Origin of the sequence: Paenibacillus radicibacter, from assembly GCF_024721995.1 — a bacterium.
Classification (GTDB): domain Bacteria; phylum Bacillota; class Bacilli; order Paenibacillales; family NBRC-103111; genus Paenibacillus_AM; species Paenibacillus_AM radicibacter.
On record NZ_JANQBC010000008.1, the window covers coordinates 98,810 to 112,858 of the forward strand.

Here is a 14,049-nt window from a genome sequence, read left to right on the forward strand (position 1 = left end):
CAATAGCGAAATCCTTAATCCGTATGGAACACTTCTTCCATCGCTGCCCACCATTCACCTTCGCCTCTTGTCTCAAGCGGCTGTTGGCATGGCTCGCATACTTCCCACCACTTCTGAGTTGTCGGATCAGCCGCCATCTTCGCCATATCTGCAGCATAATCCTCACCGATATATTCATAATAGCTGAACAAATATCCGTCTTTATAGTAAATGGAATAATTGCGAATGTTGCATGCGGTTATCATCTGGAGTACTTCCGGCCATACGGCTGCATGAAGCGCTTTGTACTCTTCCAGCTTCTCAGGCTGTACTCCGATCACACTGCCATAACGCTTCACTAGACAAGCCTCCTTCTAAATCGTGTGATTCAAAGTTCGATCACTGCGGAGGAAAATAGCACTTCCAGTCGCTACTTTCCTCCTCCGTTTAACTTTTACGCACACCCTACCCCACATCAATCTTGTAAAATGCAGCAGCTGTACCGCCGAGCACGGCGTCGATTTCCGCTTGCGAGTAATCAGCTAATGCACGGTTCGTCTCGTTCCATACTTTCGCATAGTCGCCTGCAAGTAAGGCAACTGGCCAGTCACTTCCGAACATGCAGCGGTTCGCACCGAACAACTCGATTGCCTTATCAACATGGGGCTTCAAGTCCAGATAAGTCCAGTTGAGCGGATCTGCCATTACCGTATTCAATCCTGAGATTTTGGCGTACACATTCGGATATTGCGCAGCTTCCGCGAGCTCCCGCTCCCATTGACGCAGTGCCTCCTGATCAAGTGGCGGCTTCGCCAAGTGATCGATGACCATTTTCAAATTCGGAATACGTTTAGCAAGGGTTGGAATATGCTTCAGATGATTCGGAAATACAGCTACTACATCGAAAGTTAGATTCATATCTGCCAGTACTTTCAAACTCTCAATGACTGTATCTTGTACAACCCAATCTGGGTCTTGCTCTTCATGGATGAGATGGCGAATTCCTTTGAATATAGGCAGTTTCGCATATTGCGCTAAACGTTCCGCTGCTTCCGCTGGTCGATGTAGAGGTACCCAGCCTACCACGCCACCAACCCAGTTGTAACGCTCTGCCGTGTCTAACATATAAGCCGTATCCGCATACGAATCCATTGCTTGCACGATTACCGTCTTCTCCACACCGCTATCCCGTAATTGCGGTTCCAACTCATCCGCTTCAATCGTCCGATACAACGGTCCAAATGCAGGGACTAGCCAAGGATATTCGACCTGATCCAAATTCCAGAAATGCTGATGAGAGTCAATTCTAATCGCCATAAGTACCTCCTTATGCGTTACTCCTTCACCATGCGGTTCGTAAGGCTGCCAAGCTTCTCAATCTCGATCGTTACCATATCTCCATCTTGCAGATACACTTGTTTCTCAGGCGGCAAACCCAGCACAACCCCCTCAGGCGTACCCGTTAGAATAATGTCACCCGGCACAAGTGTCATATGCTGCGAAATGTAGCTGACAATATAATCACAGTGGAAGATCATATCAGATGTATTCGAGCTCTGTCTCACTTCTCCATTGACCGTACAGCTAATCGTAAGATCATTCGGATTACCCACTTCATCTGCTGTCACAAGGTAAGGTCCAAGCGGACTGAAACCATCACAAGATTTACCGAGCAGCCATTGATGCGTACGCAATTGCAAATCACGTGCAGACAAGTCATTCACATTGCAATAACCGAATACGTGACTTAATGCATCCTCTTGCGCAACATACTTCGCTGTCTTCCCAATTACAATGACAAGCTCCGCTTCATAGTCAACTTTCGTTGAAACCTTTGGTAGTGGAATATCTTGATTTGGTGCGGAGATCGTATTGTTGAATTTGTTAAAAAGAATCGGATATTCCGGTATCGGTGCATTCGTCTCTTCCGCATGCTTTCGATAGTTCAAACCAACGCAAATGATCTTATTCGGACGTGTCACACAAGGACCGTATGTAATTGTTTCTTCATCTAATACACATGCTTCACGTAAAGTCGCATCTGCTAGTACGCTTTCCACAACATCATGAATTCGACTCACAGCACATTGACCATTTTCCATAACCTCATGAATATCTAAAGCTATGACTTGACCTGTCAGTTCAGATGCTTTAGCCAAATCGACAATGCCTGCATCTACCTTTACTCCAAGTGCTAGCTCATTATTATTTTGAAAATTAAGAAATTTCACTTGCGATACACTCCTTTATTGGTAGGTTTAATTAAGCATTCTTACCGAATACCACACCGCCATCGATATATAGTGGGGAACCCATCATAAACTGAGATTCATCTGAAGCAAGGAACAGAGCTGCTTTCGCAACATCATCTGGGCGTCCCAGATCTCCACTAAGCTGACGCTTCTTGAGCGATTCGAATGCTTCCTCTGGATTGTCATACGACGTTCGCAAGTAATTTTCTACAAAAGGCGTTAGAATCGTCCCCGGAAGCAGGGCATTCACTCGAATGTTATATGGCGCATAATCGACCTGCATCTGTTTCGTTAGAGCGAGTACCGCTCCTTTGGTTGCTGCATAGGATGCACGCACCGCAAGTCCAATCTCAGCAATACATGAAGACATGTTAATAATTGAGCCTGAACGGCGATCCATCATATGCGGAAGCACATATTTCGAAGGCAGATACACCCCGTTAATATTCACATTCATCACGCGACTCCACGTCTCAGGCTCCACTTCATGAAGTGCTCCAACCCCACTAATTCCTGCATTGTTAAAAAGAACATCGATTCGCTCATACTGCGCTATTATCGCGTCCACCATCTGCTTCACAGATTCGGGATTCGTTACATCTGCTTGAATAAAAGTTGACTTGCCACCAGCTTTAACGATCTCATCAGACGTCTCTTGACCCTTGGACGAATCCAAGTCATTCACGATCACTGTCGCTCCCTCACGACCGAACAATAACGCTGTCGCTTTTCCAATGCCTGAACCTGAGCCTGTAATTAGAATCACTTTATCCTGTAAGCGCATAGTAACAACTCCTTCTAACCCGTTATATGATGTGTGTGCTGCCAGATAAGCGTTCAGCTAATGAGACGATCTCACGTATCACGGCCTGTTCTTTATGCTCCCACACATGCTTGGGCATGGAACAACTTACGGCAGCGACGACTTGACCATTTGCTTGAACGATAGGTGCGGCAACACACTGAAACCCTTCAACTGATTCTTGTTGATCCAGGGCATAGCCATTCACTCGAATCTCCGTGAGCTCCTGTTTCAGTTGTCTAGTTGTGCTTAATGTATAAGGTGTTAATACTTTCAGCGTTGCTTCTTCAACTGGATATAACTGCGTGAGCTTCGCTTGATCCAGTCGAGCAAGCATACACTTCCCAAGTGCTGTTGCATGGGCTGGCAACTTCATACCCGGATGGGAAGCTAGCTTAACTGGTGTAGGCGCTTCTTCTTTAGCCAAATAAAGAACGTCCTGCTGCTCCAGCTTAGCAAGTTGAATCGTCTCACCGAGCAACTCTCGACTAATTGCTGCCTCTCGATGAAAGCTGTGTATTAATGAATTGTTATTGCTGTAACACATACCAAGCATACCCATCTGTACACCAAGTCCGTACGTGCTATCCGCATTGCGGACGATCCACCCCAGTATCTCCATTGTGTTAAGCAAGGAGAACATCGAGCTCTTATGAATGTTTAACTGCTTCGATAAATCCATCATTTTTAATTCTGAAGGAAACTGAGCGATAAGTAGTAAAATATCGTTCGCCTTCTCAAGTGCGGGAACCCAATACTTTTTCTCCATCATTTTCATCCAATCGTCTAATTGGTTTTGTATAATAAACCATGTTTTGTATTTAATACAACTTAATCATAACAACGAGCAAAATGGGTGTCAACTCATTTTCTTGTATTTTTGCATAATAAAAAACCGCCGCATGATTAAGGCTTACATGGACGGTTTACTTATCTCTTTTCTCTTATTCGTATGTCACAAATCTGTTATAAGCTTGTTCGAAAGTTCCGTATATAGGTTAGGTAACGTGGATTCGGAAGCAAGCTTGAAGTGTTCTCGTGCTGCCTTCGTCTCGCCTAACGAGAGGTAATACCGACCTAACAAATAATTATCAAACGGCTCTTGTAGTTTCTTATTAACTAGAAGTGTACTTCGACCATAAATAATCGATCTCTTGTTACGATTCTGCTTATAGGATTCAATCGGTTGTCTAGCAATATCCTTGTTCCCAAGTTCTAATTCAATATTTGCTAGAATGATGAAGTTACTAGGTAGATCAACCAATTTCATCGATTGATGTATCATTTCTCTAGCCTCTAGAAAATCTCCACCTGTCATAAACGTATTAAATGGAAGAAGACCTAACTTCACGCCTTCTAGATTCTTATCAAGGGAACCTGTCATTAACTTTAACGTATGATCAGACATCTCATATTTACCAATGTTTGTATGTATTATCGCCTTTGCAAGCTTCATTTGATTCTTAAATTTGATATTTTTCGGATATTTCTGTTCCCTCTTTTCAATTTCTTCAAACGCTTCTTTAATACGTCCAGCTAGAAATAGACGATAATACTTTAAAGAATCTATAAACGAACTCACTAGTGCCATTATCAGTACCAATGGGAGAAACCAAAACAATCCCCATGTCTGTCCGGTCCAAAGCAAATAAAAAGTCCCTCCAGCTGTGATAATAAAACTAACTGCATTCCATAGCTTCATAACCTTTTACTCCCTTTATATATGAAATTATTTATTATGACATCCTTCCATCCATACGAAAAGACCGGAGCAAAATCGCTCACGGTCTCCTCTATCATCACTACATACTCATTATTTACTAGAAATAACAACGGTCTTCGCTTTGTTATTCCACTCTGCTTTGACACCAGCTGCGTCAGCAATTGTTTTCAAGGAAACGAATGCACGTCCACCTTCTACGATTGTCGCTGCAGCCGTTTCTTTCTTTTCGCCATTAACTGTAACGAACTTCTCACCTACAATAAGCTCAAGTGTCAGTTCATCTTTCTTACCTGTGATCTTGTTTGCTGCTGCATCCCAAGAAACGGTTAAGCCTAATTTTTCAAACACAGAGCGAAGTGGAACCATCGTTGCACCATCGCGTGTGAATGGCTGAGAATCTGTAGCAAGTTCGCCCTTAGCATCCGCAACTTGAAGACCTGCTTGCGGCATTCCTTTAACTGGCTCACCTAGTAATGGTGAAGATACTACGTACATACCATGACCAGAGAATACCCAGATCAAGTTACGATCCCACTCAACGAAAATACCGTGTACAGGATCTGACTGATCGTTAAAGTATTTGTTTCCTTCATCATCCGTTAATTCGCCAGCCATTTTCGGAACGAAGTAAGCAGCGATTGTCGGCTTGTCAGGGGTAGTCAAATCGAACATTTGCATACCTGCATTGTAGAACGAATAAGGCATATACTTCTGACTTGGTGTACCTGGTTGAACTTCCGCATAACCTGTACGCTTCGGACCGAAGCTGCCACGACGCTGACAATAATCAGTAAACGGCGCATCCTTCGGAGGCGTTGGACGCTCAAGTGTCGTTGCAATCTTAGGATTCTTCGGATCTCTTACATCAATTGCATAAATTTCTTTGTATGGCTCATGGCAATCCTCGCTTAGCGGATAACCACTGTAATACACCATACCTGTCGTCTCTACTTTGGATACGTCGATGTTGTCACCTTCTGTACCCGTGTAGCTCATCGGCATATCAATATGTGATACCGTCTTCATGTTAGCTGGATCTGTAATGTCTACAACGTAGAAACCAAATCCGCCCATTGCAGCGTATCCATACTTACCGCCTTCTTCAACTGTCTTTGGAATAAATAACGGCATACGTGAACCCATCCAGCTTGTTTTGTTGCCAGCACGCGGATTCTTGTTGTAATCAGCCTCTTCACCTTTAATTTGGCCAGGTACAGACCAAATGTCTAATTGCTTCGGCTTCGTTGGATCGGAAATGTCATAAGCGATTTGTGCACCCGAGTACAAGTAAGTCTTGTATTCTGTGTTCGCATAAGAATCATTCGGTGCACCTGCAACGAATAAGTATTGATCACCAGAATACACTGGAATATCTTGGCAACCAGAGCCTTGTTGTGGTTTACTTGGATCATAAGTGCTGGAGTCTAGTGGCGTCTCGGAAAGAACTTTCCAATCTGTCCAGTTTGGTCCGTTTACTTCGTAAATACGGAATCCACGAAGCATTTTCCACTCACGGATTGTATCTACTTCTTTAGGGTTTAAGTATTTGTTCGTAATTTTACCGTAACGTGGAACCTCATAACATTGAACCGCAAGGTTCTTGTCCAATGTTTTGTTGTATTTCACGTTTAGTGGTCCGAATTGGTGCTCGACTTTTGTATCGAACCATTTGGTCGTAATATGTTTTGCATTTAGTGGATCTGTAATGTCAAACAAGTTGTATTGGTTCGTTTCATAGTCATACAAATAACGACGACCATCAAGATCGAAGCTTGTCTGCCAGCTGTGACCATAACCTGCTACGTATGGATAGAATGCTTCTACCTTCGTATTTTTCAAATATTGATTCTGATCGAGGTACGGCAAGCTGCCATTAAACGGCTGAGGTCCTTCATTGTCTGGTGTGTACTTCGGATGTGTAAACTTACCTGTCTTGACATCGTATCCCCAAGAACTTGAATCTGGTTCAGTCGGCTCACCAGGTAGTGGCTTCCGCGGTTCTTCGTGCTCTGGAAGCGCAACAAGCGGCGCATTCGCATTTGCACCTGTAGCAGGTGCACCATAAATGTCTTCTCTTACAACTGGAGCAGCTTTGTCATCACTTGCAGCACTTACAGGAGCTGTCGGCAAGTAGAGAGCGCTTACAACAACAGAAGCGGCAAGCACGCTTTTTAAGATACGTTGCTTCAATGCTTTTTTCATCTAAGTGAACTCCTCCATCGATTTGGATAAAATAGGATAAGACATTCCGGAATAAACATAGAATATAATGAATGTGACACAACGTCAATATAATTTGTTAAAATTTTCTGAACATTATCTTTTAGGCTTAACGAAAAAATGTTAGCGCTTTCCTATAAATATTGACACTACGTCATATTTATATTATATTGGAAATAAATTGACTGAATATACAAAATAAGAGGTGAATTGACTTGGGAATCACAACATTTGACAACTCGCTAGATTATGCTAAAAGCCTAGATGCACAAGATAAATTAAGTGCTCTTCGTGAAGAGTTCTATATCCCTGAAGGGATGATTTACCTAGATGGAAATTCACTTGGACTTCTCTCCAAGCGTGCGGAGCAGACTTTGCTAGATATGCTCCAATCTTGGAAAAATTATAATATCGACGGTTGGACATCAGGCGAAGACCCTTGGTTCTTCTTACCTGAAAGATTAGGGAAACTCATGGCACCGCTTGTTGGCGCTGAGCCAGAAGAAGTTATCGTAACGGGGTCAACTACAATCAATATTCATCAACTTGTTGCTACGTTCTACCAGCCACAAGGCAATCGTACGAAGATCATCGCAACTTCCCTTGATTTCCCGACTGACATTTATGCGCTGCAAAGCCAGATTCGTCTACGTGGCTATGATCCTGAGACACATTTGATCTCCATTGAAAGCCGTGATGGTCGTATAATCGAAGAAGACGATATTATCGCAGCAATGTCCGATGAAGTTGCTCTTATCTTACTTCCTACCGTGTTATACCGCAGCGGTCAATTGCTCGATATAGAGCGTCTAACAGCTGAAGCACATAAGCGTGGAATTGTAATTGGGTTTGATGGTTGTCACTCTGTAGGCGCAATCCCTCACTACTTCAGCAAGTGGGATGTAGACTTCGCCCTATGGTGCAACTACAAATACTTGAATGCCGGTCCTGGCGGTGTTGCCTCCCTTTACGTGAACAAGAAACACTTTGGCCGTGTTCCAGGTCTAACAGGCTGGTATAGCTCTCGTAAAGATAAGCAGTTCGATATGGAACATACACTAACTGTTGAGCATTCTGCTGGTGCTTTCCAGACTGGAACGCCACACATTCTAAGTATTGCTCCATTGATTGGTTCGTTGGAAATTTTTGCAATGACATCCATCGAAGAAATTCGTGCGAAGTCGCTTCACATTACGCAATACTTCACTCAATTAGTAAATGATGCGTTAGCAGGTCTAGGCTTCACCCTCATGAATCCGACTGAAGATCCTCGTCGTGGAGGTCATATCAGCTTGCACCATGAGGAAGCGGTTCGAATCTGTAAGGCGCTGAAGGATAATAATATCATTCCAGACTACCGTGCACCGAACATCGTACGCCTTGCTCCAGTTGCCCTCTACGTGACATATGAAGACGTATGGAAGACGGTTCAAGTGCTTAAAGCGATCATTACCGAGAAGCAGTATGAGAAGTATGATTCACAGCGTGGCGTTGTTGCCTAATCGCTTGATCAATAGCAACGGAGTCAGAACAAGCTCGACTTGTTCTGACTCCTTTTTCATACTTTACTCATTAGAACTCCCAATAAGAAGTAAAAACTAATTGCTGAGCATAAAGCAGTTAAACATGCATATATGTACGCATTTTGTTTCTTGTTTACAATGCAACTAATCGTTTGTAAGAAAAATAAAACGGCTAAGCCGAATATGAGTGCAGTTATTTCCATTTACCATCCCTCTATCATTCGATTTTTCTATAAAAATACAATTTATATTATAAATGGATATTTGTACAGAATAAATAAGAAATATTTAGTAACCACAAAAAGACTGCACCGTTTAACCGAATGCAGTCACTTGATGTTAGCTTTTTTCCTATTAATAGACCGACAATCGCTTCTCAACGACATTCGCCAGGCGTGTCAAACCGTAGTTCACAACAAAGTACAAGACTGACACGAGCAATAAGACCGGAATAACAGCTTTCACGTTAAAATTATAGATCATCTGCGCATGATGCATCATATCCGGCAAGGAAATCACAATCGCAAGCGATGTTCCTTTGAATATAGATGTACATTCACTTAGGATCGGTGGAATCATGCGTCTTAGCGCTTGTGGCAAAATGATATAGCGAATCGTCTGTACGTATGTAAGTCCTGAAGCTCTTGCTGCCTCAAATTGCCCTTTGGCAATGGAGTTGAGTCCCCCACGTACAATCTCGCACAGCATCGCTGATGCATAAATCGTAATCGCACTCGTCGCAGCCGCAAAGATGCTCATCTTTATCCCAATCTCCGGAAGTGCGAAGAACACGAAGAATATAATCAAGATCAGCGGTACGTTACGAATCACGTCTACAATGACTCCCACTGCCTTGGACAATACAGGAACTTTGGAAAAACGAATCAAGCCCAGAATATTTCCTATAATGAAAGATAAGACAATCGCAATGAGGGACACCTCAATCGTGACAAGAAATCCTTCTAATATATACAATAAATTGTTCGGTGAATATGCGCCTGCAAAATCCATATGAATTGCTCCCTTCTAATCACTCACAGCAAATCTGCGTTCGAGGTATCGAATCAGAAGACTGAGTGGTATGGTGAGTAATAGATAGAACATCCCTACAAAGATATACACATCAAATACGACGAATGTGTTCGACGAAATAATGTCGCCATAGTACATTAAGTCTTTCCCCGAGATGACGCCTAAGATCGCAGACCCCATCACCAAGTTCAAGAACTGATTTCCAAGTGGAGGAATAACAATTTTGATCGCTTGCGGCAAAATAATATAACGCATCGTTTGGATATAATTAAGTCCTGATGCTCTTCCAGCTTCAACCTGACCCTTCGGCACAGCCTGAATACCAGCTCGAATTACTTCTGCAATATACGCACTCGTGTATACAGCAAGTCCCAGTGTACCACTCATAAACGGGTTCAAATGAACCCCTAATGACGGTAATCCAAAATAGAAGAAGAAAATAATAATTAACATCGGTGTATTGCGGATAAATTCGATATACGCCGTTGCGATAACATTGAGTAGTTTGACCGGCGATATTTTCATAATGGCAAATACAATCCCAATTACGATACTAAGCAAGAGGGCAAGAACACTCACTTCAACTGTCGTTAAGAAACCAGATAGAAACTCTTTTCTATAATCGATTAAGATCGAAAAGTCCAGCATGCGACCAAACCCTCTCCTTATCTAGATGCACAAAGGAAGTAAGGGGACGAGCGATACCCGTTCATCCCCACGAATCATTATTTAGCAGGTTTTTCTTTTAACCACTTCTCGTAAATTTTCGCGTATTCGCCATTGTCCTTCAGCTTCTTAAGGGATGCATTAACTGCATCTAACATTTCCTTGTCGCCTTTACGAACAGCAATACCCCAAGGCTCATCGCTGATCACACCGCCAACTAATTTATATCCTGGGTTCTCCAAGGAAAGACCCATTAGAATTGCGTTGTCCGTTGTAAGAACTTCACCTTTACCTGTGCTAAGCGCAGTGAATGCTTCACCCAAGTTGTTGTACTCACTTACATCTGCACCCGGTGCTTTGTCTTGAATCGTCTTGCCATCTCTTGTTCCTTTTACAGCAATAACTTTCTTGCCTTTAAGATCTTGAATCCCTGTAATTGTGGAATCTTTCTTTACTAGCAAGGATTGACCAGCACTGAAGTAAGGATCAGAGAAATCCACTTCTTTCTTTCTATCTTCTGTGATCGTCATTGTTCTTACGATGATGTCGATGTCGCCGTTCTTAAGCATCGGAATACGTGTTTGACCATTTACTTCTTTATATTCAATCTTGTTGTCAGCGCCTAAGATGTCTTTTACAATGGCAGCAGCGATATCAAGGTCGAAGCCCTTAGTCTTGTTATCTGCCGTATCCACATAACCGAATGGGAATGCGTCAGCACCAACACCAACTACTAACTTCGCCTTACTTTTTAAAGATGATTGACCATCAGCTGCCTTGGACCCTGTTGTATCACTTTTTCCACAACCTGCCACACCAATTGCAAGTAGAACCGTTGCCATTGTAATACCCATTTTCTTATGCCACGTTTTCATACTTAAGCCCCCAATCATTTTTATCAAAAATATCAATGAACCAGAATCCGACTAAGGAATAGTCGTGCTCTGTCTTCACGCGGATTCGTAAAGAAATGCTCTGGCGTGCCTTCTTCCACAATCTGGCCTTGATCCATGAAAATAACGCGATCCGCTACTTCACGTGCAAAACCCATCTCATGTGTCACGACAACCATCGTCATCCCTTCTTTTGTTAACGCTTTCATAACATCCAAAACTTCGCCCACCATTTCAGGATCAAGTGCAGATGTCGGTTCATCAAAGAGCATGATCTTCGGCTGCATGGCAAGACCACGAGCAATCGCCACACGCTGTTGTTGACCACCTGATAAGTTGCTTGGGTACGCGTTTGCCTTCTCTTTAATACCTACCTTCTCTAAGTAGCTCATCGCGATCTTCTTCGCTTCATCCGGAGACATGCCACGCACTTTAGTAGGTGCTAGTGTAATGTTCTCAAGTACTGATTTATGTGGATATAGATTAAAGTGTTGGAATACCATGCCGATCTCTTGGCGCAGTACATTGATGTTGGTATGCTTGTCATTTACCTTCTGACCGTGTACCATTAATTCACCAGAAGTTACGGTCTCTAGACGATTAATACAGCGCAGCAGCGTACTTTTGCCTGATCCAGATGGTCCGATGATAACGACGACTTCGCCTTCTTTAATTTGAAGATTAATATCTTTCAGTACATGGTTGGAACCATAATGTTTGTTAATGTTGCGAAATTCGATCAATGCAATTCCCCCAGACCATCTCTTATCATTGAACACAAGTTAATCTTAACGACATTAAGTCAAGTTTCTGGCTGAGCGATTCCCTTGTTTTCTGACTAGTTGTAATAATTAGAATATAAGATAATAGTGACACCGTGTCAATATGATGTTCAAAAAATTTTCTTATTTCCATTTCAATTGACTTTAGGAAAAATATGTGTATATTATATTAAACTGAGATTTGACAGTATCAATCTCTGGAAAGGTAGAGGTGTTATGGATAAAGCGATTAAAAGTGTAGATGGCAGACATCTCAGATCCAAACAGACTCGTCAAAAATTACTGCTTGCAGCTAGAGATGTATTCTTGAAAGAAGGCTTCCAGAATACGACAATTAATCAGATCATTAAACTTGCAAAAACAGGATACGGTACTGCCTACACCCATTTTACAGGTAAAGATGATCTCCTTATTGTATTAATGGAAGATGTCATGCAAAAGTTTTTTGAGATTGCGGATATATCCTTTTTTCCAAAATCAAAAGAAGAAGCTCGTACCATCATTCTAGGACAAGTACATACTTTTTTTCAGATTGCTGAATCCGAACGGGCGATGATGAAAGTGTTTGCTGAAGCGATGGGACTCTCTAGCGCTATTACGATGAAATGGGATGAAATTCGTAATAAATTAATTGCTAATATTACGGTAGATATCACTTATGCGCAGAAGAATGGTTTAGCTCGTACAGACTTGAAGGCAGAGTTACTTGCTCGTCAGTGGTTCTATTCCAATGAAATGTACCAATGGGAAATTGTGCATAACAGGCACATCGCCCCAATGGAGCAAATAGCCGAAACGATCACAACGATGTACACGGATGCACTCTACTTGTAAGCGCAATCATTATAAAATCACTTAAAGCCACTTCGCAGTGGCTTTTTTAAAGGAAAATATTGACATCATGTCATATTTCGTATTATATTGAAGCTATATTGACCATCATAATTATATATCTGAAAGGAATGACAAGCAACATGATTATTGGGGTTCCAAAAGAGATAAAAAATAACGAAAACCGCGTAGGGATTACACCTGCTGGCGTAACAACTTTCTTAAATAATGGACACGAGGTATGGGTTCAAACGAATGCTGGTTCTGGAAGCGGTTTCGCGGATAGCGATTACACAGCAGCAGGCGCTAAGATCGTACCAACAGCAGCAGAAGCTTGGTCTGCACAAATGGTCATTAAAGTAAAAGAACCAATCGCTGAGGAGTACGAATACTTCAGAGAAGGCTTAGTTCTATACACGTACCTTCACCTTGCTCCAGAACCAGAACTAACGAAAGCATTAATCGAGAAAAAAGTAACAGCTATCGCTTATGAAACAATCCAACTGGATAATGGCGCTCTTCCACTTCTTACTCCGATGAGTGAAGTTGCTGGCAGAATGTCCATCCAGATCGGTGCACAATTCCTTGAGAATCCACATGGCGGTAAAGGTGTGCTTCTAGGTGGTGTACCGGGCGTATCCCCTGCTGAAGTTGTGATTATCGGCGGTGGTATCGTAGGTACGAATGCAGCGAAAATGGCAGTAGGAATGGGTGCAAGCGTAACGATTATCGATGTGAGCCCTGATCGTCTTCGTCAATTGGACGACCTATTCGGTGGACGCCTCAAGACATTAATGTCCAACAGCTACAACATTGCACAAGCGGTTAAGAAAGCAGACCTTCTTATTGGTGCTGTTCTTATTCCAGGTGCTCGCGCGCCGCGTCTTGTTACTGACGAAATGGTTAAATCCATGATGCCAGGATCCGTAATCGTTGACGTTGCCATCGACCAAGGTGGTTCCATCGAGACGGTTGACCGCATTACAACACACAGCAATCCAACTTATGAAAAGCATGGTGTGGTTCACTACTCCGTTGCGAACATGCCTGGTGCAGTAGCTCGCACTTCCACGAACGCTCTTACGAATGTAACCATTCCTTATGGTGTTCAAATCGCAAACAAAGGGTACAAGCAAGCAGCACTTGATAACAAAGCTCTTGCAAAAGGTATCAATGTTGTTGATGGACACGTAACCTACAAAGCAGTTGCTGAGGCACATGGTCACACTTATGTGAGTATCCAAGATTTTTTGGCAAATGAGCACTTAGTTACGACTGTATAAACTTGTCCTATCAAAAAGGAGCCCCAGCGGCATAACCGCGAGGCTCCTTCTTCGTTCTATTTA

The 14,049-nt window shown here is 42.7% G+C and carries 14 protein-coding genes; 3 read left to right on the forward strand and 11 right to left on the reverse strand.

The features are described from left to right. Positions 1-14: 14 nt before the first annotated feature. The 7 genes from NV379_RS15375 to NV379_RS15405 all read right to left on the reverse strand — a co-directional run bounded on the left by NV379_RS15375 (position 15) and on the right by NV379_RS15405 (position 6,958). Positions 15-338, reverse strand: a complete 324-nt coding sequence (locus tag NV379_RS15375) for an L-rhamnose mutarotase (protein WP_258208208.1) — start codon at positions 336-338, stop codon at positions 15-17. A gap of 106 nt (positions 339-444) precedes the next feature. Beyond that, on the reverse strand, positions 445-1,296 hold the full coding sequence (locus NV379_RS15380; RefSeq protein ID WP_258208209.1) for an amidohydrolase family protein: 852 nt from the start codon (positions 1,294-1,296) through the stop codon (positions 445-447). A 17-nt stretch (positions 1,297-1,313) separates the two neighbouring features. Continuing rightward, positions 1,314-2,210 carry a fumarylacetoacetate hydrolase family protein gene (locus tag NV379_RS15385; protein WP_258208210.1) on the reverse strand — a complete coding sequence of 299 codons (897 nt, stop codon included), beginning with the start codon at positions 2,208-2,210 and terminating at the stop codon, positions 1,314-1,316. A 31-nt stretch (positions 2,211-2,241) separates the two neighbouring features. Next, positions 2,242-3,015 carry an SDR family NAD(P)-dependent oxidoreductase gene (locus tag NV379_RS15390; protein ID WP_258208211.1) on the reverse strand — a complete coding sequence of 258 codons (774 nt, stop codon included), beginning with the start codon at positions 3,013-3,015 and terminating at the stop codon, positions 2,242-2,244. Between the two features lie 22 nt (positions 3,016-3,037). Next, complete coding sequence (locus NV379_RS15395) at positions 3,038-3,802, reverse strand: IclR family transcriptional regulator (RefSeq protein WP_258208212.1); 765 nt, start codon at positions 3,800-3,802, stop codon at positions 3,038-3,040. A 186-nt stretch (positions 3,803-3,988) separates the two neighbouring features. After that, a complete protein-coding gene (locus tag NV379_RS15400) occupies positions 3,989-4,735 on the reverse strand; it encodes a tetratricopeptide repeat protein (RefSeq protein ID WP_258208213.1) in 747 nt (248 codons plus the stop codon). Between the two features lie 111 nt (positions 4,736-4,846). Continuing rightward, a complete protein-coding gene (locus NV379_RS15405; protein WP_258208214.1) occupies positions 4,847-6,958 on the reverse strand; it encodes a copper amine oxidase N-terminal domain-containing protein in 2,112 nt (703 codons plus the stop codon). Between the two features lie 233 nt (positions 6,959-7,191). On the opposite strand from NV379_RS15405, the gene kynU reads away from it, so the two are divergent. Continuing rightward, positions 7,192-8,478, forward strand: coding sequence for a kynureninase (gene kynU / locus NV379_RS15410; RefSeq protein WP_258208215.1), 1,287 nt, complete (start codon positions 7,192-7,194; stop codon positions 8,476-8,478). Positions 8,479-8,853: 375 nt separating this feature from the next. On the opposite strand, the gene NV379_RS15415 is transcribed toward kynU, so the two are convergent. The 4 genes from NV379_RS15415 to NV379_RS15430 form a co-directional block, all read right to left on the reverse strand. Continuing rightward, a complete protein-coding gene (locus NV379_RS15415; RefSeq protein WP_258208216.1) occupies positions 8,854-9,510 on the reverse strand; it encodes an amino acid ABC transporter permease in 657 nt (218 codons plus the stop codon). 15 nt (positions 9,511-9,525) lie between these two features. Beyond that, positions 9,526-10,179 carry an amino acid ABC transporter permease gene (locus NV379_RS15420; protein WP_258208217.1) on the reverse strand — a complete coding sequence of 218 codons (654 nt, stop codon included), beginning with the start codon at positions 10,177-10,179 and terminating at the stop codon, positions 9,526-9,528. Between the two features lie 77 nt (positions 10,180-10,256). After that, positions 10,257-11,072: a transporter substrate-binding domain-containing protein gene (locus NV379_RS15425; RefSeq protein WP_258208218.1), complete on the reverse strand. Its 816-nt coding sequence runs from the start codon at positions 11,070-11,072 to the stop codon at positions 10,257-10,259. 32 nt (positions 11,073-11,104) lie between these two features. Next, complete coding sequence (locus tag NV379_RS15430) at positions 11,105-11,833, reverse strand: amino acid ABC transporter ATP-binding protein (RefSeq protein WP_258208219.1); 729 nt, start codon at positions 11,831-11,833, stop codon at positions 11,105-11,107. Positions 11,834-12,088: 255 nt separating this feature from the next. Between NV379_RS15430 and NV379_RS15435 the strand changes: the two genes are divergently transcribed. Both NV379_RS15435 and ald read left to right on the forward strand, forming a co-directional pair. Beyond that, the gene (locus NV379_RS15435) at positions 12,089-12,706 is read left to right on the forward strand and encodes a TetR/AcrR family transcriptional regulator (protein WP_258208220.1); all 618 of its coding nucleotides are present in this window, start codon (positions 12,089-12,091) and stop codon (positions 12,704-12,706) included. Positions 12,707-12,846: 140 nt separating this feature from the next. Beyond that, positions 12,847-13,986, forward strand: a complete 1,140-nt coding sequence (gene ald / locus NV379_RS15440) for an alanine dehydrogenase (RefSeq protein ID WP_258208221.1) — start codon at positions 12,847-12,849, stop codon at positions 13,984-13,986. The last annotated feature ends 63 nt before the right edge of the window (positions 13,987-14,049 follow it).